This is a genomic window from Streptomyces hebeiensis (genome assembly GCF_052983195.1).
Genome location: NZ_CM129812.1, coordinates 6,367,144 through 6,388,947 on the forward strand (window position 1 = coordinate 6,367,144; position 21,804 = coordinate 6,388,947).

Consider the following 21,804-nt stretch of genomic DNA (forward strand, 5'->3'; position numbering starts at 1 on the left):
GCTCCTTCATGCTCCGTCAGGAGCCGTACGCAACCACTGCGGCCGCCACGACGTCCGTCCGTATGACATATATGCGGTATGACCTCCATACAACCGATCAGGTGACGCACTACGCACTGCCCGCTGACACGTCACGCGAACGGAACACTAGACTCGGCGGATCGACAAGCTCGACCAGCTCCCCATGCAAGGAGGCACAGTGAAGCAGGTGCCGCGCGAAGCGCGCCCGGCAAGCGCGGAGGCGGGAGACGGCACTGAGCTGCTGTCCCGCGTCACCGGCCCGCGCGATCTGGATCGGCTGGGCCCCGAGCAGCTGGAGCAGCTGGCCGCTGAGATCAGGACATTCCTCGTGGAGGCGGTGTCGAAGACCGGCGGCCACCTCGGACCCAACCTCGGCGTCGTCGAGCTGACCATCGCACTGCACCGCGTGTTCGATTCACCGAAGGACAAGGTCCTCTTCGACACGGGCCACCAGTCGTACGTGCACAAACTGCTCACCGGCCGCCAGGACTTCTCCCGGCTCAAGAGCAAGGGGGGCCTGTCCGGCTATCCCTCACGGGCCGAGTCCGAGCACGACGTGATCGAGAACTCGCACGCCTCCACGGTCCTGGGCTGGGCCGACGGCCTCGCCAAGGCCAACGAGGTGCTGGCCAAGGACGACCATGTCGTCGCGGTGATCGGGGACGGCGCGCTGACCGGCGGCATGGCCTGGGAGGCGCTCAACAACATCGCCGCCGCCAAGGACCGGCCCCTCGTCATCGTCGTCAACGACAACGAGCGGTCGTACGCCCCGACCATCGGCGGCCTCGCCAACCATTTGGCCACCCTGCGCACCACCGATGGCTACGAGCGCTTCCTCGCCCGTGGCAAGGACCTCCTGGAGCGCACCCCGGTCGTCGGCCGTCCCCTCTACGGCACCCTGCACGGCGCCAAGAAGGGCCTCAAGGACTTCATCGCCCCCCAGGGCATGTTCGAGGACCTCGGACTGAAGTACGTCGGGCCGATCGACGGCCACGACATCGAGGCCCTGGAGTCCGCGCTGCTGCGCGCCAAGCGCTTCGGCGGGCCGGTCATCGTGCACTGCCTGACCGAGAAGGGCCGCGGCTACCAGCCCGCCCTCCAGGACGAGGCGGATCGTTTCCACGCCGTCGGCAAGATCCATCCCGACACCGGTCTGCCGATCGCCTCCTCCGGGCTGGACTGGACCTCGGTCTTCGGCGAGGAGATGGTCAGGCTCGGCACCGAGCGCGACGACATCGTCGCCATCACGGCCGCCATGCTCCAGCCGGTCGGCCTCGACAAGTTCGCCAAGACGTTCCCGGACCGGGTCTACGACGTGGGGATCGCCGAACAGCACGGCGCGGTCTCCGCCGCGGGCCTGGCCACCGGCGGGCTCCACCCGGTCTTCGCGGTCTACGCGACCTTCCTCAACCGCGCCTTCGACCAGGTGCTGATGGATGTCGCCCTGCACCGCTGCGGGGTCACCTTCGTACTGGACCGGGCGGGTGTCACCGGCACGGACGGTGCCTCGCACAACGGCATGTGGGACATGTCGATCCTCCAGTGCGTGCCCGGGCTGCGGATCGCCGCGCCGCGCGACGCCGACCAGGTGCGCGCCCAACTGCGCGAGGCGGTGGCGGTCGAGGACGCGCCGACCGTGGTCCGCTTCTCCAAGGGCGCGGTCGGCCCGGCGGTCCCCGCCGTCGGCCGGATCGGCGGCATGGACGTCCTGCGCAAGCCCGCGGACGGCACGGCCGACGTCCTGCTCGTCTCCGTCGGCGCGCTCGCGCCGATGTGCCTGGAGATCGCGGACCTCCTCGCCAAGCAGGGCATCTCCACCACCGTCGTGGACCCGCGCTGGGTCAAACCGGTGGACGAGGCGCTCGCCCCGCTGGCCGAGCAGCACCGCGTGGTCGTCACCGTCGAGGACAACAGCCGTGCGGGCGGCGTGGGTTCGGCCGTCTCCCAGGCGCTGCGCGACGCCGGGGTCGACGTTCCGCTGCGTGACTTCGGTATCCCGCCACGCTTCCTCGACCACGCCTCCCGCAAGGAGGTCATGGCCGAGATCGGGCTGACCGCGCCGGACATCGCACGCCAGGTCACCGGCCTGGTCGCCCGCCTGGACGGCCGGCTGATCGACGCGGCGGAGGCCGCCCGGGACTGAGCCCCCACGTGTGCGCATGGGCCGGTCGGTCCGCCCTCTCCCGGCGGAGTGACCGGCCCATATGTGTGAAAAAAAGCTGAGCAGGGTAGTCGGGCTCCGCACCATCTCGCTTCATCGCGGGGACCATCCGACGGCCCGGCGGCCACCGCCGGAACGACGCGCACACGGAGGTACGCCGGTGAGTACGGAGCAGGAACCGGGCCCTGCCGGGAGAAGCATGTTCCGGACGAAGAACGTCGAGCAGTCCATCCGGGACACCGAGGAACCCGAGTACGCGCTCAAGAAGACCCTCTCCGCGCTGGATCTCACGGTCTTCGGCGTCGGAGTCATCATCGGCACCGGCATCTTCGTCCTGACCGGCGTCGTCGCCAAGCAGAACGCGGGCCCCGCCACCGCCCTCTCGTTCGTCGTCGCCGGAATCGTCTGCGCGCTGGCCGCTCTGTGCTACGCCGAGTTCGCCTCCACGGTGCCGGTCGCGGGGTCCGCGTACACCTTCTCCTACGCGTCGCTCGGCGAACTGCCCGCCTGGATCATCGGCTGGGACCTCGTCCTGGAACTGGCGCTGGGCTGTGCCGTCGTCGCGGTCGGCTGGTCCGGCTATGTGCGCGCCCTGCTGGACAATGCCGGGGCGAGCATGCCGGAGGTCCTGTCCGGCACCCACGACGGGAAGTTCGACTTCGACCTGCTCGCCTTCCTCCTCGTCATCGTGCTCACCGGCGTCCTCGTCGCCGGGATGAAGCTGTCCTCCCGGGTCACCAGCGTGATCGTCGGGATCAAGGTCACCGTCGTCCTGCTCGTGATCATCGTGGGCGCGTTCCTCGTCAACGGCGCCAACTACCGGCCCTTCATCCCGCCCTCCGAGCCCAGCTCCGGCGGCAGCGGCCTCACCGCGCCGATCATCCAGCTCATGATCGGCTTCACGCCCAGCAACTTCGGAGTGATGGGCATCTTCACCGCCGCCGCCGTCGTCTTCTTCGCCTTCATCGGCTTCGACATCGTCGCGACCGCCGCCGAGGAGACCCGGCTGCCGCAGCGCGACGTCCCGCGCGGCATCCTCGGGTCCCTCTTCATCTGCACCGTCCTGTACGTGGCGGTCTCCCTCGTCGTCACCGGGATGCAGCACTACACCGACCTGTCGGTGGACGCCCCGCTCGCCGACGCCTTCAAGGCCGTCGGCCATCCCTTCTGGGCCGGTGTCATCAGCTTCGGCGCGGCCGTCGGCCTCACCTCGGTCTGCATGATCCTGCTCCTCGGGCAGACCCGGGTGTTCTTCGCGATGAGCCGGGACGGACTGCTGCCCCGGACGTTCTCGCACGTCCACCCGCGCTTCGGCACGCCGTACCGCTCCACGCTGCTGCTCGGGCTGCTCGTCGCGGTCGTCGCCGGCTTCACCTCCATCGAGGAACTGGCCGAACTCGTCAACATCGGCACGCTCTTCGCGTTCGTCGTGGTCGCGCTCGGCGTGATCATCCTGCGCCGGACCCGGCCCGACCTGCACCGCTCGTTCCGTACCCCGCTGGTGCCCTACCTGCCGATCGTGTCCGTCCTCGCTTCCTTCTGGCTGATGCTCAACCTGCCCGCGGAGACCTGGCTCCGGTTCGGCATCTGGATGGCCATCGGCGTCATCGTCTACTTCGCCTACGGACGCGGCCACAGCCGCCTGGACCGGAGGCCGTCGGAAGTCCCCGGTCGGGCGAAGAACGGATAGGTGACCGACAGGCGAAACGACCCGTACGGCCTCCACGCGACGACTCCGGCACTCCACCGAACCGTGGGCCGACGCGGCGCAGGTGACCGACGACGTCCGGCGCCACGCCCCCGCCTCGGTGTGCCGGGAGGAATCCACCGTGACCTTCCCGGTCGCCGGCGCGCGGGGCGCGCCGCCCGTGATGCGCCCTCCCGGCGGACGAGTGAGTCTGGTGGCGATGCCCACGGCCCCGCGCGTCGACACGTCCGCGCAGGCGGCTCGTCACCTGTGGAGGTTCACCATGAAGGAACTGCCCCCGCCGCCCGCTCCCACGCTGGAGTCCGCGGCGAAGGAACTGGCCGACGCCACCGCGGCCCACCCCCGCATCTACGAGGTTCCCCCGGCGCAGGGGCGTGACATCCTCGCCGGCCTGCAGACCGGCGAGGGCGTGGACAAGCCGGACATCGACGAGGAATGGATCACCGTCGACGCCGGCGAATGGGGCACGGTGAGAACTCGCGTCGTCAAGCCGGAGAACGCCGCCGGCCCCTTGCCCGTGATCTTCTACATCCATGGTGCCGGCTGGGTCTTCGGCGACGAGAACACCCACGACCGCCTCGTCCGCGAGCTGGCGGTCGGCGCGGGCGCGGCAGTCGTGTTCCCCGTCTACGACCGGGCCCCCGAGGCCCGCTACCCGACCCAGATCGAGCAGAACCACGCCGTCGCGCGGTGGGTCGTCGCCCAGGGCGCCGAGCACGGACTCGACGCCTCGCGCATGGTGGTCTGCGGCGACTCCGTGGGCGGCAACATGGCCGCGGTCCTCGCCCAGATGGCCAAGGACCGCGGCGACATCCGTCTGGCGGCGCAGGTGCTGCTCTACCCGGTCACGGACGCGAATTTCGACACCGCCTCCTATCTGCAGTTCGCCGAGGGGTACTACCTCACCCGGGACGGCATGCTCTGGTTCTGGGACCAGTACACGACCGACGAGGCCCAGCGCGAGGAACGCTACGCGTCCCCGTTGCGCGCCTCTCTCGAAGACCTGAAGGGCCTGCCCCCGGCCGTCGTGATCACCGATGAGGCCGACGTACTGCGTGACGAGGGCGAGGCGTACGCGGCCCGACTGCGGGAGGCCGGGGTGCCGGTCACCGCCGTGCGCGTGCTGGGCATGGTGCACGACTTCCTGATGCTCGACAGTCTCCGCGGCTGCCACGCCACGAACGTGGCCCGCCGGATCGCCGTCGCCGCCGTCAAGGACGCACTCCACGGCGACTGAGAGAGACGGCGCACCGCCACCACCGTCAGCCCGGACAGGGCGATGCCCGCGCCGACCTCGCCGAAGGCCCGGCCGGTCATGCGCTCGGCGTGCGGTCGCGCCGCTCACTCGACCGGCCGCGTATGTCCTGCCCGGACACGGACACGAGGCCGGTTACCGTGCCGCATGCCCGCCCAGCCGCCGCCGTCCACCCTGCGGCCGCACGCTCCCCGTCCCACGCGGCCCCGCGACGCACGCCCCGCGCGTGAGCCGGCCGTGCGCACACCCGGCACCCGTCCCGTACGGACACACCGCCCCCGTCCCGTACGGACGCCGGACCGTCGGACCGGTCGTGGCCCCCGGTACTGGCGCGGGCTGCTGCCCGTCCTCGCGCTGCTCGTCCTCGTCACCCGGCTGCCGTCCCTCCGGCACCCGCTGTGGAATCCCGACGAGGGCTATCTCGCGGTCCAGGCCCGGATACTGGCCGACGGCGGCGCGCTGTACGAGACGGTCGTCGACCGCAAACCGCCCCTGCTGCCGTGGCTGTACCAGGCCGCCCTGCTGCTGTTCGGCGGCGGATTCCCGTACGCGGTCAAGGCCCTCGCGGCCCTCGCCGTGCTGGCCACCGCCGCCCTGCTGGCGGCCGTCGCCCGGGACCGCTGGGGCGACCGGGCGGGCCGCGTCGCCGGCGTGCTGTACCCGCCCGTGTCCATCGGCCTCAACCCCGAGGACACCCAGGCCGCCACGTTCGAGGTCTTCATACTGCCGTTCACGGTCGCCGCGGTGTGGTGCGCGGGGCGGGGCCGCTGGGGTGCCGCGGGCCTCGCCGCCGCGGGCGCGGTGCTGACGAAGCAGACGGGCGGCGCGGCCCTCGTCCCGGTCCTGTGGCTGCTGTTGCGCCCCGCACCGTCGCGTACGGCGCCGCGCGGGCACCCCGTGCCCGCCCCCGGGCACGGGGTCGGCCGCCTGCCGACCGGGCCCGAACCGCGGGCCGGCGGGCGGCCGGCCGCCCGCTTCGCGTCCCGGGGCCGTGACACGGCCCTGCTGCTGGCCGGGCTCGTCCTGCCCGTCCTCGCCGCCGCCCTGCTCACCAGCCCCTCGGGCTTCCTGTTCTGGACGGTCACCGGCTCCGGCGCGTACGCCGCCTTCACCGGCTCCGAACTGCACGTCCTGGCCCGCGGCCTGGCCAACACCGCCCTGCTCTGCCTCGCCTGCGCGGGCCTGCTGCCCCACGTCCTGCGCGCCTGCTCCCGTCCGCCCCGCGCGCCCGGCCCGGGAACGGACGGCACCGGCGGCCCCTGGGACCCGGAAGCGAACCCGCGCCGCGCGGCGGCACTGGCCGACCCGGGCGTCGCCGACCTCCGGCTCTGGCTCGGCGCCTCCGCCACCGCCGTGCTGGCGGGCTTCCACTTCTTCGGCCACTACTTCCTGCAACTCCTGCCCCCGCTGGTGCTGCTGGCGACCGCCGCCCTCCACCGGCTGCCCGCCGACCGGATCGCGTCCGCGGTGCTCACCACCGCCTGCGCCGGCGGGGTCTTCCTCGCCTGGGGCCTGCTCGCGCCCCGCCCCGAACTCGGGCACGCCCAGCGCCTCGCCGACGCCGTACGGGCCCGTACGGCCGCCACCGACCGGATCCTCGTCTGGGGCATGCACCCCGAGACGTACTGGCTGGCCGACCGCGCCCCCGCCAGCCGCTATCTGACGGCCGGACTGCTCACCAACTACAGCGGCGGCCGCGACGGCCCCCAGGTCGGTGAGGAGTACGCCGTGCCCGGCACCTGGCCCGTCCTCGCCGCCGAGCTGCGCGACCGGCCCCCCGCTCTGATCGTCGACGACTCCCGGGGCAAGCCCTTCGCCCCGGACCGGCTGCCCACCCTGCGCGCGCTGCTGGCCCTGCACTACGAACCCCTGCCGGGCACGGTCGACGGGGCGGTGCTCTACGCGCGCTCGTCCGAGGGGCCACCGGCGCCTGGAGTCCCGGGATCCCCCGGTGCCCGGGGAGCCTCGGGAGTCTCGGGCCCACCGGCCGTCCCGGCGCCGTCGGCGGGCCCCGCGGCCTCGGCGGCCCCGGCATCGGCATCGGCCTCGACCGGCCCCGGCCGCTGACGTACGGTCCGGGGGCCGGCGCACCGCGCTCCGTGCGCGGCCACTCGTCGGCGCAGCTCCCGGTCCGCCGTCACCACCAGGCACCCGGCCCCCTCCGCCGCCGCCCGCGCCGCCAGCTCCACGATCAGGTCGTCCCCGCTGCCCTCCGCCGCCTCGACCCGCACCCCGGGCACGGACCCGACGCCCCGCGCCGCGCCCTCCACGACCAGCACGACGTCCAGGGGCCCGGGCTGCCCCGCCACCCCCTGCCCGGCGTACGGCACGAGCGCGTCCCGCAGCCGTTCGGCCGCCCCGTACCGGTCGCGCCACCACCCGTCCGGGACGGAACCGACCACATTCGCCGCATCGACGATCATCCGAGTTCGCACCCTCAGCACCTTAGGGGGCCGTCGCGGGCCCGGCCCCGCGGGAGGCGCCCGGCCCCGCGGGAGGCGCCCGGACCTGGTCCGCGCGCCGACGCGTACTATCGTGCTCCGGGTTTTCCTGCGCTCGGGAAGGCGGCGGTGGGCCATGGCACCGAGGTCCCAAGGGACGTCGAAGCGGTCGGACAGCGCGGGTGACGCGCCGGACACGGTCCGGAAGGCGGGTGCCCGCGACGCCGCGCCGCCCGCGAACGGCCACCTCCCCGCGACCACCGGCTGGCTGCTGCGGGGCAAGGACGGCCGGCTCACCGCCTACGCCCCCGTCGCCGACGGGGTGCTCCGCTGGACCGAGCGACGGCCCGGCGGCCCCGACTGGACCGGGCCGGAAACGTTGGCGGCGCCCGGACTGCTGCCGTACCTGTCCGTGGCGCGCAGCACGGAGGGGTACGTCCACCTCGTGGGCGTACGGAAACGGCCCCGCGCGGACGGGCCCGCCGAGACGGACCTGGTGCACGCCGTCCAGTTCCAGACCGGCCGCCCGCTGCGGGACTGGGCCTCGCTCGGCAACCCGCACGGCAAGGACCGAGAGAAGGGCAAGCGGATCGGGATGCCGTCCGCCGTGCTGGACCGCACCGGCTCCGTCCATCTCTTCGTGCGCAACGCGAACGGCGGCCTCTCGGCGAAGAACCAGTCCACGACCGGCCGCTGGCAGCCCTGGGGCGGTGCGACCCCGGAGGAGACCCTGACCGGCGAGGCGGCCGCCGCGACCACCGACGGGGGAGTGGTCGACCTGCTCGTCCCGGCCGACGGGGCCGTGGTGCGCTGGCTGCGCGAGAAGCCGGACGCGCGGCTGGAACGCGCGGACGAGGAGCCCGGGGCGGTGGACATCGCCCCCGGCACGCTCACCGCCGAACGCACCGGGCCCGGCCGGCTCACCCGGTTCTGGCGCGCCGAGACCGACGGCAAGGTCCGCGCCTGGCGCCCGGGCACCCCGCCGACCGGCCTCGGCGGCCCCGGCTCCGGCCCCGTCGCCCTGCTGCGCACCCCGGTCGACGGCCACGACTGCACGATCCTGGCCCACCGGGGCCCGGACGGCCGCCCGTACATCGCCGCGTACCCGACGGAGGACGAGGCGGCGGGCCTCCACTGGACCCCGAGCGGCACCCCGTGCACCGGCGCCCCGGCCCTGGCGCTGGACGGCGCGGGCCGGGTGGTCCTGGCGGCATTCGACGAGGACGGCGCACTGCGCGTGGCGCGGCAGAAGGAGGAACCGGGCCTGGCACTGGCGGCCTGGCGGACGGTCTGACGTACGGGGGCGGACCCGCGCGGCGACTGTACGGACGGACCGGGCCCGCGCACACGAACGGCCGGGCCGGTACGGAGGCTTCCGCTTCCGTACCGGCCCGGACGCCCACAGCCGTCGGCGCGACGGGGCAAACGTTGCCGGGAGGGGCACTAGGCCGGCACGCTCGCCACTCCCGGCGCCAGGAACGGCTTGCCGTTCACCCGCTCCGCGATGCCCTCGCGGTCCAGGTACGGCGTGATGCCGCCCAGGTGGAACGGCCAGCCGGCGCCCGTGATCAGACAGAGGTCGATGTCCTGCGCCTCCGCGACGACACCCTCGGCCAGCATCAGAGAGATCTCCCGCGCCACCGCGTCCAGCACGCGCTCCCGCGTCTGCTCCTCGGTGAGCACCACATCGCCCTGCTTCAGGAGCGCGGCCACCTCCGGGTCCAGCTCGGGCCGCCCGGAGTCGTACACGTAGAACCCGCGCTTGCCGGCCCTGACGACCGCCGCGAGGTTCTCGGAGACCGTGAAACGGTCCGGGAAGGCGTCGTGCAGCGTCTGAGAGACGTGCAGGCCGATCGCCGGGCCGACCAGCTCCAACAGCACCAGCGGTGACATCGGCAGCCCGAGCGGCTCGACGGCCTTCTCGGCCACCGCGACCGGCGTGCCCTCGTCGATCACGTTCTGGATCTCACCCATGAAGCGGGTGAGGATGCGGTTGACGACGAACGCGGGCGCGTCCTTGACGAGCACCGCCGTCTTCTTCAGCTTCTTCGCCACCCCGAACGCCGTGGCCAGCGCCGCGTCGTCGGTCCGCTCGCCCCGCACGATCTCCAGCAGCGGCAGGATCGCGACCGGGTTGAAGAAGTGGAAGCCGACGACCCGCTCCGGGTTCTTCAGCTTCGAGGCCATCTCCGTGACCGACAGGGAGGAGGTGTTGGTCGCGAGGATCGCGTGCGCCGGGGCGACCGCCTCCACCTCCGCGAACACCTTCTGTTTGACGCTCATCTCCTCGAACACGGCCTCGATGACGAAGTCCGCGTCGGCGAAGCCCTCGGCCTTGTCCAGCACGCCCGAGACCAGACCCTTGAGCCGGTTCGCCCTGTCCTGGTTGATCCGGCCCTTGAGCAGCAGCTTGTCGACCTCGCCATGGACGTACGAGACGCCCTTGTCGACGCGCTCCTGGTCGATGTCCGTCAGGACGACCGGCACCTCCAGGCGGCGCAGGAACAGCAGCGCCAACTGCGAGGCCATCAGGCCCGCGCCGACGACCCCGACCTTGGTGACCGGCCGGGCCAGCGACTTGTCCGGCGCGCCGGCCGGCCGCTTGGCGCGCTTCTGCACCAGGTTGAAGGCGTAGATCCCGGACCGCAGTTCGCCGCCCATGATCAGGTCCGCCAGCGCCCGGTCCTCGGCGTCGAAGCCCGCCTGGAGGTCCCCGTCCTTGGCGGCGGCGATGATGTCGAGCGCGCGGTAGGCGGCCGGGGCCGCGCCGTGCACCTTCGCGTCGGCCACGGCCCGGCCGCGGGCCACCGCCGCGTCCCAGCTCTCGCCCCGGTCGATCTCGGGCCGCACGACCGCCAGTTCGCCCTTGAGCACGGCCGCGGTCCAGGCCAGCGACTGCTCCAGGAAGTCCGCGCCCTCGAAGATCGCGTCCGCGATGCCCAGCTCATGCACCTGGGCGCCCTTGAGCTGCTTGTTCTGGTTCAGCGAGTTCTCGATGATCACCGAGACCGCGCGCTCCGCGCCGATCAGGTTCGGCAGCAGCACGCAGCCGCCCCAGCCCGGTACCAGGCCGAGGAAGACCTCGGGCAGGGAGAAGGCGGGCAGCGCCGCCGACACCGTGCGGTACTGACAGTGCAGACCGATCTCGACGCCGCCGCCCATGGCCGCGCCGTTGTAGTACGCGAACGTCGGCACCGCCAGCGCGCCGAGCCGCTTGAAGACCTCGTGGCCGCCCCGCCCGATGGCCAGCGCGTCCTCGTGGCGCTTCAGCAGCTCCACGCCCTTGAGATCGGCGCCGACCGCGAAGATGAACGGCTTGCCCGTGACGCCGACGCCGACGATCGAGCCGTCCGACGCCTCCTTCTCGACCTGGTCCAGAGCCGCGCTCAGGTTCGCCAGCGACTGCGGGCCGAAGGTCGTCGGCTTGGTGTGGTCCAGGCCGTTGTCCAGCGTGATGAGCGCGAAGCGGCCCGCGCCGGCCGGCAGGTCGAGATGGCGGACGTGCGCCTGCGTCACGACCTCGCCGGGGAAGAGCTCGGCTGCGCCCTTCAGCAGTTCAGCGGTCGCGCTCACTTGTTTCCTCCGTCGAAGTGCGGGTTCTCCCAGATGACCGTCGCGCCCATGCCGAAGCCGACGCACATCGTCGTCAGGCCGTAGCGGACCTGCGGCTGGGCCTCGAACTGCCGGGCCAGCTGCGTCATCAGCCGGACGCCGGAGGAGGCCAGCGGGTGGCCGAAGGCGATGGCGCCGCCGTACTGGTTGACGCGCTCGTCGTCGTCCGCGATGCCGTAGTGGTCGAGGAACGCCAGCACCTGCACGGCGAACGCCTCGTTGATCTCGAACAGCCCGATGTCGGAAATCGACAGCCCGGCCTTGGCGAGCGCCTTCTCCGTCGCCGGGATCGGGCCGTACCCCATGACCTCGGGCTCGACGCCCGCGAAGGCGTACGAGACGAGCCGCATCTTCACCGGCAGGCCCTGCTCGCGCGCGAAGTCCTCGGCGGCGATCAGCGAGGCGGTGGCGCCGTCGTTGAGCCCGGCGGCGTTTCCGGCGGTGACCCGGCCGTGCGGGCGGAACGGCGTCTTCAGCCCCGCCAGCGACTCCAGGGTGGTGCCGGGGCGCATCGGCTCGTCGGCGGTGGCCAGCCCCCAGCCGGTCTCCCCGCCCTCGGGACTGGTCCGGCGGACGGAGATCGGCACCAGGTCCCGCTGGATCAGGCCGTTGGCGTACGCCTTGGCGGCCTTCTCCTGCGAGCGGACCGCGTACTCGTCGGCGCGCAGCCTCGTCAGGTGCGGGAAGCGGTCGTGCAGGTTCTCCGCGGTCATGCCCATGAAGAGCGCGGAGTCGTCCACGAGCTTCTCGGAGACGAACCGCGGGTTCGGGTCGACGCCCTCGCCCATGGGGTGACGCCCCATGTGCTCCACGCCGCCGGCCACGACGACGTCGTACGCCCCGAAGGCGATGGAGCCCGCCGTGGTGGTCACGGCGGTCAGCGCGCCCGCGCACATCCGGTCGATCGAGTACCCGGGCACGGACTGGGGCAGCCCGGCGAGGATCCCGGCCGTACGGCCGAGGGTGAGCCCCTGGTCACCGATCTGCGTCGTCGCGGCGACGGCGACCTCGTCGACCCGGGCGGGGTCGAGGTCCGGGTTGCGGCGCAGCAGCTCCCGGATGGCCTTCACAACGAGGTCGTCGGCGCGGGTCTCGTGGTAGATGCCCTTGGGGCCCGCCTTGCCGAACGGGGTGCGGACGCCGTCGACGAAGACGACGTCCCTGACGTTACGAGGCACGATGGCTCTCCTCCAGGGTGCGGGATGGCACTGCTGCGGGGTGCGCGCTGACGCGCGTCTCCTCCATCATGCTACTTGCGGGTAACCGACTGTGCCCAGACCCCCTCTTTTTTGGGGCTCGGTTCGCCTCCGGAGGCGAACCGAGCCCCGGAAACGGGTGTCAGCCGAACGGAGTGACCAGCAGGGGGACGCGGCGCAGGTCGTCGAGCGTGCACGTCAGCCCCGCCAGCGCGCAGATCACGCGGAAGCCGATGGAGTAGTCCGGCGCGCCGGGCTCGAGGTGGTCGAGGTCGGCCGTGCCGGCCGCCACGAACGCGGCACGCAGTTCGGCGGGCATGTTCGGGAGGTCCGTCGCGAGATCGAGGTCGTCGACGTTGATCCACGCGAGTGTCTCCCCGTCGACGGCGTAGGCGAGGCTCGCGTCCGCGTTGATGGAGAACATGGTCGTGGCCGCCGTCCGGCCCTCGGCGGACAGCGACGGCGTGCTCTCCTCCGTGGTGGAACCGGAGTCGTCATAGACGAAGGTCCACGCGCCGACCCGCCCGGCCAGCAGCGAGCCGGAGTCTCCCGGCTGAACGCCGAGCGCCGCGGCGGGGAGCGAGGTCCACTCGTCGGGCTTGCCGGCAGGCAGTTCGCAGGGCCTGAACAGGTGGGGTACGGCGCCCAGCGTCTCCAGCGCTCGCGCCGGTTCCAGGCCGCGCACGACATGCAGGCTGTGGTTCGGATCGTCGGCGGCCAGCTCATTGATCCAGAGCGGGGTCCCCTCCTCGTCGAGCGTGTGCGGCGGGAATGCGCGTATGGGCATGTGTGATCTCGTCTCCTGGCGTGCCGGTACGTACGTCGCCTCCGGCGGGACGCGGCGCGAGTCACCGTAGCCCGACCCGAGCCGGGGTTCGGCCGCCGGCGGCCACCGACCCGGCGGTTCCCGGAGCACGCTCCCGCCCACCCCCGGTCCGGTCCGCCGGAACCGCGCCCGCCGCTACGCTTCCCCGCCGCCCGGAGCCGAAGGCGTGAGCGCCGCCGTCAGCAGGGGGGTCACCTGTTCCACCTGCCACGGCCGGGCGCCGTGCGACGTCAGGGCGTGCGCCACCGCTTCCGGCGTCACCTCCCGCGGCGGCTCCCAGCACACGCGGCGGACCGTGTCCGGCGTGATCAGGTTCTCCTGGGGCATGCCGAGCCGCTCGGCCAGTTCCGTGACGGCCGCGCGCGCCGCGGAGAGGCGGGCCGCCGCCGCCGGGTCCTTGTCCGCCCAGGAGCGGGGCGGGGGCGGACCCGGGGTCTGCTGGCCCGGCTGGGGGAGGTCCGAGTCCGTGAGGCCGCGCGCCCGGTCGACCGCCGCCTGCCACTGCTCCAGCTGACGGCGGCCCATGCGGTGGCCGAAGCCGGGCAGCGCCATCAGGGCCTGTACGTGGGTGGGCACCGCGAGCGCCGCCTCCACGATGGCCGCGTCGCTCAGCACCTTGCCCGGCGAGACGTCACGCCGCTGCGCGACCTGGTCGCGGGCCGTCCACAGCTCCCGTACGACCGCCATCTGGCGGCGCCGCCGGACCTTGTGCATGCCCGAGGTGCGCCGCCACGGGTCCTTGCGCGGCGGTGCCGGCGGGGCCGATGCGATCGCGTCGAACTCCTGCCGGGCCCACTCCAGCTTGCCCTGCCGGTCCAACTCCTTCTCCAGCGCGTCGCGCAGATCCACCAGCAGTTCCACGTCGAGCGCGGCGTAGCGCAGCCAGGGCTCGGGAAGCGGCCGGGTCGACCAGTCGACGGCGGAGTGGCCCTTCTCCAGCGCGTAACCGAGGACGTTCTCGACCATGGCGCCGAGGCCGACCCGGGGGAAGCCCGCCAGCCGGCCCGCCAGCTCCGTGTCGAACAGCCGGTTGGGCGTCATGCCTATTTCCCGCAGGCACGGAAGGTCCTGCGTCGCCGCGTGCAGGATCCACTCCGCGTCCGCGAGGACCGCGCCGAGGCCGGACAGGTCCGGGCAGCCGACCGGGTCGATCAGCGCCGTGCCCGCGCCCTCGCGACGCAACTGGACGAGATAGGCGCGCTGCCCGTACCGGTAGCCGGACGCGCGCTCGGCGTCGACGGCCACGGGCCCGGTGCCGGCGGCGAACGCGGCGATCACATCGGCGAGCGCCGCCTCGGTGGCGATCACCGGCGGCACGCCCTCCCGGGGCTCCAACAAGGGAATCGGCGCCGATTCGACGTCGTCCGGGGGCTGCGACATGAGCGGCTGCCGCCGCGGGCCCCCGGTGGTGCGCAGTGCCGGCTCTGCTGCGGTCTCTTGGGCGTCGGTGGCGTCGGTCACCTGTCAAGGGTATCGGTGAACGGAAGGCACCCGCCGACGGAACGTTCCGTCGGCGGGCGGTGGCGGGTCGGAAGCGGTCAGTGAATGATGCCGGTGCGCAGGGCCACGGCGACCATTCCGGCCCGGTCGCCCGTGCCGAGCTTGCGCGCGATCCGGGCGAGGTGGCTCTTCACGGTCAGCGCGGACAGTCCCATCGAGACGCCGATGGCCTTGTTGGACTGACCCTCGGCGACCAGTCTGAGCACCTCGACCTCACGGCCCGACAGCTCGCGGTAGCCGCCCGGGTGACTCGGGGCGCCCGGTGGGCGGCGGTGCAGCCGGGGCCCGGCGCCGATGGCGGCGGCGCCCGGCCGGGTCGGGTGGCCGATGTTCGTACGCGTACCGGTGACGACATAGCCCTTGACTCCGCCCGCGAGGGCGTTGCGTACGGCGCCGATGTCGTCGGCGGCGGACAGGGCCAGGCCGTTGGGCCAGCCCGCCGCGCGGGTCTCGGACAGCAGGGTCAGCCCGGAACCGTCGGGCAGGTGGACGTCGGCTACGCAGATGTCGCGCGGGTTGCCGACGCGGGGGCGGGCCTCCGCGATGGACGACGCCTCGATGACGTCACGTACTCCGAGGGCCCACAGATGGCGGGTGACGGTGGAGCGGACGCGTGGGTCGGCCACGACGACCATGGCCGTCGGCTTGTTCGGGCGGTAGGCGACCAGGCTTGCGGGCTGCTCGAGGAGTACGGACACCAGGCCTCCTGGGGGGAAGGTGCGGGACGGGGCCGGCTCAGGGGATGAAGCCGGGGCGGTCCGTGCGTTGAAGGGTCATTGACCTCTTCGGCAGCAATCCCGCCCGCCTTTAGAGAATGATCACGATTTGGTGAGTAACAATTCGGGCAATTCGGATGGGTGATCGATCGTCCGGTGGGCGGTCGTGGCCGGATTCCGGGTTCGCCCCTCGCTCGTCCGGCGTTCATGTCGCCCCGGGGCGGCGAGTGGTGTGGGTGCTGACTGTTCGCCCGGCTTTGTCCGGGTTCGCTTCCTGGTGGTCCGTGCGCATGCGTACGGCGTCCGTATCGCGTCCGCTCGTACCGCGTCAGCGCGCCTGGGGGCCGCGGCGTTGCGGCAGGGAAACGACACCTGCTGCCGGTCCCGCGTCCCCGGCGCCCGTCAAGGGGCCGGGGGTCGTCGGCGGCATGCCCGCCACCTGGCAGAGCAGGTCGCACCACGCCGCCAGGTGCCCGGCCGTGTCCGGGGCCCCGGACCGGTCCTCGCGCGGGGTCCAGGACGCCCGGATCTCGATCTGGGTCACCGGGGGGCGCTCGGCGAGCCCGCCGAAGTAGTGCGACCCCGCGCGCGTGACCGTTCCGCTGTCCGCTCCGTGCGTCAGGTCCCGCGCGTCGAGCGCGCCCGTCAGCCACGACCAGCACACCTCCGGCAGCAGCGGATCGGCGGCCATCTCCGGCTCCAGTTCCGCCCGGACGAGGGTCACCAGCCGGAACGTCCCCTGCCATGCCTCGTGTCCGGCCGGGTCGTGCAGCAGGATCAGCCGGCCGTCCGCCAGGTCCTCGCCGTCCACCACGGCCGCCGCCTCCAGGGCGTACGCGTACGGCGCCAGCCGCTTCGGCGGCGGCGTCGGCTCCAGCTCCACGCCGGGCCGGGGCCGCGCCGACCGCAACGCCTCGACAGCCGCACGGAACGCGGACGGGGTGGGGTCGCCCTCCGTGCCGCCTCGTTCCTCGGTGCCGTCGGAATGATCGGAGTGTTCGGAGAACTTTCCCTGCGCCGCAGCCATGCGGGGAAGAGTAGGCGGAACCCGCCTCTCGTGCGGGGAGGGACACCCGCGCCGGGGCGGGCGCTTCCGCGGCCGTGCGAAGATTCTGGACGTGAGCGCGATCGACCGCCCCTCGGGCCAGCAGACGAAAACGTATGAATCGCCCTTTATGAAGGCATGCCGCCGAGAACCGGTGCCGCACACGCCGGTCTGGTTCATGCGGCAGGCGGGGCGCTCGCTGCCGGAGTACCTGAAGGTGCGCGAGGGGATTCCGATGCTGGAGTCCTGCATGCGGCCGGAGCTGGTCACGGAGATCACGCTCCAGCCGGTGCGGCGGCACAAGGTCGACGCCGCGATCTACTTCAGCGACATCGTCGTCCCCCTCAAGGCCATCGGCCTCGACCTCGACATCAAGCCGGGCATCGGCCCCGTCGTCGCCGAGCCCATCCGCTCGCGCGCCGACCTCGCCCGGCTGCGCGCGCTGACGCCGGACGACATCTCGTACGTCACCGAGGCGATCGGGCTGCTCACCGCCGAACTGGGCAGCACCCCGCTCATCGGGTTCGCCGGGGCGCCCTTCACCCTGGCGAGCTACCTCGTGGAGGGCGGCCCGTCCCGCAACCACGAGCACACGAAGGCGATGATGTACGGCGATCCGGAGCTGTGGGCCGAACTGCTCGACCGGCTCGCGGACATCACCGCCACCTTCCTCACCGTGCAGATCGAGGCGGGCGCGAGCGCCGTGCAGCTCTTCGACTCCTGGGTCGGCGCGCTGGCCCCCGCCGACTACCGCCGCTCCGTCCTGCCCGCCTCCGCCAAGGTCTTCGACGCCGTCGCGCCGTACGGGGTGCCGCGCATCCACTTCGGTGTCGGCACGGGCGAGTTGCTCGGCCTGATGGGTGAGGCGGGCGCGGACGTCGTGGGCGTCGACTGGCGCGTTCCCCTGGACGAGGCCGCCCGCCGGGTCGGCCCCGGCAAGGCGCTCCAGGGCAACCTCGACCCGGCCGTCCTGTTCGCCCCGACCGAGGCCGTGGAGGCCAAGACCCGCGAGGTGCTGGACGCGGCGGCCGGGCTGGAGGGCCACGTCTTCAACCTGGGCCACGGCGTGCTGCCGACCATGGACCCCGACGCCCTGACCCGGCTCGTGGAGTACGTGCACACGCGGACGGCCCGGTAGGGGGCCCGGCACCACCCCCCGCTACGCGCCCGCCTTCCGTACCACCGCCGTCGCCCTGCGCGCCGCGACCAGGACCGGGTCCCACACCGGGGAGAACGGCGGGGCGTAGCCGAGGTCGAGCATCGTCATGGCCTCCACCGACATCCCCGCGGTCAGCGCGACCGCCGCGACGTCCACGCGCTTGGCCGCGCCCTCGCGGCCGACGATCTGCGCGCCCAGCAGCCGGCCCGTGCGGCGCTCCGCGAGCATCTTCACCGTCATCGGGGCCGCGCCCGGGTAGTAACCGGCGCTGTTGGTGGACTCGATCGTCGCGGTGACGAACTGCAGGCCCGCCCGGTGGGCGTCCTTCTCGCGCAGCCCCGTCCGCGCGATCTCCAGCTCGCAGACCTTGCTGACGGCCGTGCCGACGACCCCGGGGAAGGTGGCGTAGCCGCCCGCCACGTTCGTGCCGATGATCTGGCCGTGCTTGTTCGCGTGCGTGCCCAGGGCGATGTGGCGCTCGGCGCCGGAGATCAGGTCCAGCACCTCCACGCAGTCGCCGCCGGCCCAGATGTTCTCGTATCCGCGCACCCGCATCGACCGGTCGGTGAGCAGTCCGCCGTGCGCCCCGACGGGCAGCCCCGCGGCGCGGGCCGGGCCGGTCTCCGGTTCCACGCCGATACCGAGGACGACCACGTCCGCCGGGTACTCGGCGTCGTCGGTGGCCACGGCGCGTGCGCGGCCGTCCCCGCCCGTGCGGATCGCGGAGACCGCCGCGCCGCCGACGACCGTGATGCCCATCCCCGTCATCGCCTCCCGCACGAGCCGGCCCATGTCCGGGTCGAGGGTGGCCATGGGCTCCTCGTCGCGGTGCACGACGGTCACCTCGTAGCCGCGCTTCAGCAGCGCCTCGGCCATCTCCACACCGATGTAACCCGCGCCGACGACCACGGCGTGCCCGCCGCCGCCGGTCAGGGTGTCGAGCAGCGCCTGGCCGTCGTCGAGGGTCTGGACACCGTGCACGCCGGGGGCGTCGATGCCGGGCAGCGGGGGCCGTACGGGCCGGGCGCCGGTCGCCACGACCAGCTTGTCGAAGCCCGTCCAGCGCTCGGCACCCCCGGAGCCGGAGCCGGAGTTGTGTCCCGGCGCAGAGCGGGTGTCGCGGCCCGAGCCGTCCGGGAGTTCACGGGTGCGCACCCGCTGCCCCTCGATGTCGATCTCCGTGACCTCGGTGCGCATCCGCAGGTCGATCGAGCGCGCGCGGTGCTCCTCCGGGGTGCGGGCGATCAGGGCGTCGCGCCCCGCGACGTCGCCGCTCACCCAGTACGGGATGCCGCAGGCGGAGAAGGAGGAGAAGTGCCCGCGTTCGAAGGCGATGATCTCCAGCTCCTCCGGGCCCTTCATCCGGCGGGCCTGCGACGCGGCGGACATGCCCGCCGCGTCGCCGCCGATGATCACCAAGCGCTCAGCCGCCATCGTGTGTCCTCCGGTCCGTGTCCCCGCCTCTACGCGGACGTCATCCGTATCGCTGTCAGCGGGGGCACGCTACGCGGGTTCCCGCGCTCACTCCTCTCCCGGGGCCCCCTCGGTCGCCGGGACGGCCGCCGGCCGCCTCCGCGCGGGCGGCCGGGGCAGCCGGCCGCGCACCAGCCGCCACAGCGCGTACAGCGCCGCGAACGCCACCGCGAACGGCGTCACCGCGCCGACGCCCACCGCGATCCACCGCAGCGTCGCCGTGAACGCGTCCCAGCCGCCGGCCAGCGCGTCGAGGAACCCCGGATCGTCCTCCTTCCCGTTCTCCGCCGCGGGAGTCTCCGTCAGTTCGAGCGTGATGGTGGCCAGCGTCGTACGGTCCTTGAGGGCCGCCTGCTGGGCGAGCAGCGATTCGAGCGCCGCCTGGCGGGTGCTCAGCTCGCCCTCCAGCTCCACCACGTCCGAGAGCCTGTCGGCCCGGTCCATCAACTCCCGTACCCGGGCGACGCTCGCCCGCTGCGACGCGACCCTGCTGTTCACGTCGACCACCTGGTCGGTGACGTCCTTGGCCTCGCTGCCGCGCGCGATCAGCGTGCCGGTGCCCGCCAGTTCGGCCAGGACGGAGTCGTACTCCCGTTGCGGCACACGCAGCACGACGGTCGACATCACATGGCCGTCGTCGGTCCGTTCGGTGGACTCGTTCTCGACCAGACCGCCGGACCGCTCGGCCGCCGAGCGAGCCGTGACGAGCGCCTTGGCGGTGTCCTTGACGCCCACGGTCAGGCGTGCCGTGCGGATGATGTGGCTGCCGGGCAGTGGTGCCTTCGCCTGCTGCCCCTTGGCGCCGGACCCGGCGGAGGGGCCGGCGGCACCCGACCGGCCGGACTCGCCCGCCACACCGGACGCCTGCGACCCGTCCGCCTGCGACCCGGACGCCTGCGACCCGTCCGCCGCGTCGGCCGCCGAGCTTCGGAGCGCCTTCTCGTCCTCGCCGCCGAAGCCGCATCCGGTGAGAGTGAGTGAGACGGTGAGCAGTGCCGCCGCGAACGCGGGCATCGCACGCATAAGACCCCCCTGGGTGCTTCCACGAATGGTGACGGTTCGACGTGGGGGACGGCCGAGCGGGTTTCCGGTTCCCGATACCGAAGTGGTCACGGTCGGGACTCGGTACGAGGGGTCGGTACGACGGTTCGGCACGGCGGCGGTTCGGTACGGCGGCTACGGGCGAGGCGCCCCGCGGCGCCGGGGGAGGGCCTGTCTGAGACAGTGGGCACATGGAGTCGAGCGCTCAGAACGTGGACACGAAACCGGGCCATGTCGTCGTCATCGGAGGCGGGATCGCCGGCCTCGCCGCAGCTCACCGGCTGCTGGACGCCGGTGTCGGCGTCACACTCCTGGAGGCCACCGACCGGCTCGGCGGCAAGCTGCGCGCCGGGGAGATCGCGGGCGCGCCCGTGGACCTCGGCGCCGAGTCGATGCTCGCGCGCCGGCCCGAGGCCGTCGACCTGGCCACCGCCGTCGGACTCGGCGAGCGGCTGCGGCCGCCCACCGCGGGCACCGCGGCCGTCTGGACGCGCGGGGCGCTGCGTCCGATGCCCAAGGGCCATGTCATGGGCGTTCCCGGCGACGCCGCCGCCCTCGCGGGCCTCCTCTCCGACGAGGGGATCGCCCGGATCGCGCGGGAGGCGGAACTGCCGCCGGGCGAGGTCGGCGACGATGTCGCGGTCGGCGCGTACGTCGCCGAGCGGCTCGGCCGCGAGGTCGTCGACCGGCTGGTGGAGCCGCTGCTCGGCGGGGTGTACGCGGGCGACGCGTACCGCCTCTCCATGAAATCCGCCGTGCCCCAGTTGTTCGAGGCGGTCAGGACCCATGGCTCCCTGCTGGACGCCGTCCGCGCGATCCAGGGGAGGACCGCCGCGACTCCTCGGCCGACGGGCCCCGCGGACGCCGTCTTCGCGGGCATCGAGGGCGGTGTGGGGCTGCTGCCGGGCGCCGTCGCGGACGCCGTACGGGCGGCGGGCGGCGAGATCCGCACCGAGACGCCCGTACTCGGCCTGTCCCGTACCGAGCACGGCTGGCGGGTGCGTACCGACCGGCAGACCCTGGCCGCCGACGGTGTCGTCCTGGCCACGCCCGCCTGGTCGGCCTCCGCGCTGCTCGCCGACGAGTCCCCGGCCGCGTCCGCCGGGCTGGCCGAGGTCGAGTACGCCTCCGTGGCGCTGGTGACCCTGGCCTTCCGCCGCGCCGACCTCGCCGGACTGCCCGACCTCAGCGGTTTCCTGGTGCCGCCGGTCGACGGCCGCACGATCAAGGCGTCGACGTTCTCCACCCGCAAGTGGGGCTGGGTCGCGGACGGCGCGCCCGACCTGTTCGTCCTGCGTACCTCGATCGGGCGGTACGGCGAGGAGGAGCAGACGCACCGCGACGACGCCGATCTGGTCGACGTCTCGCTGCGCGACCTCGGCGAGGCGGCCGGGCTGGCCGCCCGGCCCGTCGCCACCGAGGTCACCCGCTGGATCGGCGGCCTGCCGCAGTACCCGGTCGGCCACCAGGCCAGGGTCGCCCGGATCCGCGAGGCGGTCGCCAAACTGCCCGCCCTGCGGGTGTGCGGCGCGGCGTACGACGGGGTCGGCATCCCGGCCTGCGTCGCGAGCGCCCGGCGCGCCGCCGACGAGATCATCGCCACGTCCACCCCGGCGCGAGGCGCGGGCCGGGGCGCGGGAGAATAGCCGT

Annotated in this window: 15 protein-coding genes and 1 pseudogene; 7 read left to right on the forward strand and 9 right to left on the reverse strand. The window is 73.2% G+C overall.

The genetic code is table 11. The features are described 5' to 3' along the window. The first annotated feature begins 184 nt into the window (after nt 1-184). The 4 genes from dxs to ACU6P3_RS27335 all read left to right on the forward strand — a co-directional run bounded on the left by dxs (nt 185) and on the right by ACU6P3_RS27335 (nt 7,212). A complete protein-coding gene (dxs, locus tag ACU6P3_RS27320; RefSeq protein WP_447194537.1) occupies nt 185-2,164 on the forward strand; it encodes a 1-deoxy-D-xylulose-5-phosphate synthase in 1,980 nt (659 codons plus the stop codon). Between the two features lie 217 nt (nt 2,165-2,381). Next, complete coding sequence (locus tag ACU6P3_RS27325) at nt 2,382-3,872, forward strand: amino acid permease (RefSeq protein WP_447194538.1); 1,491 nt, start codon at nt 2,382-2,384, stop codon at nt 3,870-3,872. Between the two features lie 280 nt (nt 3,873-4,152). Further along, the gene (locus tag ACU6P3_RS27330; protein ID WP_447198086.1) at nt 4,153-5,127 is read left to right on the forward strand and encodes an alpha/beta hydrolase; all 975 of its coding nucleotides are present in this window, start codon (nt 4,153-4,155) and stop codon (nt 5,125-5,127) included. A 165-nt stretch (nt 5,128-5,292) separates the two neighbouring features. Further along, nucleotides 5,293-7,212 (forward strand): glycosyltransferase family 39 protein, encoded by a 1,920-nt coding sequence (locus tag ACU6P3_RS27335; RefSeq protein ID WP_447194539.1) that lies wholly within the window; start codon nt 5,293-5,295, stop codon nt 7,210-7,212. Here ACU6P3_RS27335 and ACU6P3_RS27340 read toward each other — a convergent pair. Next, nucleotides 7,212-7,568 (reverse strand): annotated as a pseudogene (locus ACU6P3_RS27340) (NYN domain-containing protein); the annotation flags it as partial. The gene ACU6P3_RS27335 and the pseudogene ACU6P3_RS27340 sit on opposite strands and share 1 nt — an antisense overlap. Before the next feature lie 154 nt (nt 7,569-7,722). Between ACU6P3_RS27340 and ACU6P3_RS27345 the strand changes: the two are divergent. Further along, a complete protein-coding gene (locus ACU6P3_RS27345) occupies nt 7,723-8,880 on the forward strand; it encodes a PLL family lectin (protein WP_447194540.1) in 1,158 nt (385 codons plus the stop codon). A gap of 149 nt (nt 8,881-9,029) precedes the next feature. On the opposite strand, the gene ACU6P3_RS27350 is transcribed toward ACU6P3_RS27345, so the two are convergent. The 6 genes from ACU6P3_RS27350 to ACU6P3_RS27375 form a co-directional block, all read right to left on the reverse strand. Further along, nucleotides 9,030-11,159 (reverse strand): 3-hydroxyacyl-CoA dehydrogenase NAD-binding domain-containing protein, encoded by a 2,130-nt coding sequence (locus ACU6P3_RS27350; RefSeq protein WP_447194541.1) that lies wholly within the window; start codon nt 11,157-11,159, stop codon nt 9,030-9,032. Next, nucleotides 11,156-12,376 carry a thiolase family protein gene (locus ACU6P3_RS27355; RefSeq protein WP_447194542.1) on the reverse strand — a complete coding sequence of 407 codons (1,221 nt, stop codon included), beginning with the start codon at nt 12,374-12,376 and terminating at the stop codon, nt 11,156-11,158. The genes ACU6P3_RS27350 and ACU6P3_RS27355 overlap by 4 nt, the downstream gene beginning before the upstream one ends. Before the next feature lie 160 nt (nt 12,377-12,536). Continuing rightward, the gene (locus ACU6P3_RS27360; RefSeq protein WP_447194543.1) at nt 12,537-13,181 is read right to left on the reverse strand and encodes a DUF6461 domain-containing protein; all 645 of its coding nucleotides are present in this window, start codon (nt 13,179-13,181) and stop codon (nt 12,537-12,539) included. Nucleotides 13,182-13,355: 174 nt separating this feature from the next. Beyond that, nucleotides 13,356-14,681 carry an HRDC domain-containing protein gene (locus ACU6P3_RS27365; protein WP_447194544.1) on the reverse strand — a complete coding sequence of 442 codons (1,326 nt, stop codon included), beginning with the start codon at nt 14,679-14,681 and terminating at the stop codon, nt 13,356-13,358. Nucleotides 14,682-14,758: 77 nt separating this feature from the next. Beyond that, entirely contained in the window at nt 14,759-15,418 is a 660-nt protein-coding gene (locus ACU6P3_RS27370; RefSeq protein ID WP_030752569.1) for a response regulator transcription factor, read from the reverse strand. A gap of 346 nt (nt 15,419-15,764) precedes the next feature. Next, nucleotides 15,765-16,463 carry a DUF3000 domain-containing protein gene (locus ACU6P3_RS27375; RefSeq protein ID WP_447194545.1) on the reverse strand — a complete coding sequence of 233 codons (699 nt, stop codon included), beginning with the start codon at nt 16,461-16,463 and terminating at the stop codon, nt 15,765-15,767. 91 nt (nt 16,464-16,554) lie between these two features. Here ACU6P3_RS27375 and hemE point away from each other — a divergent pair, with 91 nt between their 5' ends. Next, nucleotides 16,555-17,619 (forward strand): uroporphyrinogen decarboxylase, encoded by a 1,065-nt coding sequence (hemE, locus tag ACU6P3_RS27380; protein ID WP_447194546.1) that lies wholly within the window; start codon nt 16,555-16,557, stop codon nt 17,617-17,619. A gap of 21 nt (nt 17,620-17,640) precedes the next feature. Here the strand turns inward: hemE and ACU6P3_RS27385 are convergent, their stop codons facing one another. Both ACU6P3_RS27385 and ACU6P3_RS27390 read right to left on the reverse strand, forming a co-directional pair. Continuing rightward, a complete protein-coding gene (locus ACU6P3_RS27385; protein WP_447194547.1) occupies nt 17,641-19,074 on the reverse strand; it encodes an FAD-dependent oxidoreductase in 1,434 nt (477 codons plus the stop codon). Nucleotides 19,075-19,161: 87 nt separating this feature from the next. Then, a complete protein-coding gene (locus tag ACU6P3_RS27390; protein WP_447194548.1) occupies nt 19,162-20,136 on the reverse strand; it encodes a DUF4349 domain-containing protein in 975 nt (324 codons plus the stop codon). Nucleotides 20,137-20,345: 209 nt separating this feature from the next. Here ACU6P3_RS27390 and hemG point away from each other — a divergent pair, with 209 nt between their 5' ends. Further along, on the forward strand, nt 20,346-21,800 hold the full coding sequence (gene hemG / locus ACU6P3_RS27395; RefSeq protein WP_447194549.1) for a protoporphyrinogen oxidase: 1,455 nt from the start codon (nt 20,346-20,348) through the stop codon (nt 21,798-21,800). The last annotated feature ends 4 nt before the right edge of the window (nt 21,801-21,804 follow it).

Excerpts from the sequence above, each read along its gene's own strand:
- dxs (WP_447194537.1), top strand. The coding sequence starts at position 185 with ATGCAAGGAGGCACAGTGAAGCAGGTGCCGCGCGAAGCGCGCCCGGCA.
- ACU6P3_RS27390 (WP_447194548.1), bottom strand. The coding sequence starts at position 20,136 with ATGCGTGCGATGCCCGCGTTCGCGGCGGCACTGCTCACCGTCTCACTC.
- ACU6P3_RS27385 (WP_447194547.1), bottom strand. The coding sequence starts at position 19,074 with ATGGCGGCTGAGCGCTTGGTGATCATCGGCGGCGACGCGGCGGGCATG.
- ACU6P3_RS27360 (WP_447194543.1), bottom strand. The coding sequence starts at position 13,181 with ATGCCCATACGCGCATTCCCGCCGCACACGCTCGACGAGGAGGGGACC.
- ACU6P3_RS27330 (WP_447198086.1), top strand. The coding sequence starts at position 4,153 with ATGAAGGAACTGCCCCCGCCGCCCGCTCCCACGCTGGAGTCCGCGGCG.
- ACU6P3_RS27325 (WP_447194538.1), top strand. The coding sequence starts at position 2,382 with ATGTTCCGGACGAAGAACGTCGAGCAGTCCATCCGGGACACCGAGGAA.
- ACU6P3_RS27345 (WP_447194540.1), top strand. The coding sequence starts at position 7,723 with ATGGCACCGAGGTCCCAAGGGACGTCGAAGCGGTCGGACAGCGCGGGT.
- ACU6P3_RS27335 (WP_447194539.1), top strand. The coding sequence starts at position 5,293 with ATGCCCGCCCAGCCGCCGCCGTCCACCCTGCGGCCGCACGCTCCCCGT.
- ACU6P3_RS27375 (WP_447194545.1), bottom strand. The coding sequence starts at position 16,463 with ATGGCTGCGGCGCAGGGAAAGTTCTCCGAACACTCCGATCATTCCGAC.
- hemG (WP_447194549.1), top strand. The coding sequence starts at position 20,346 with ATGGAGTCGAGCGCTCAGAACGTGGACACGAAACCGGGCCATGTCGTC.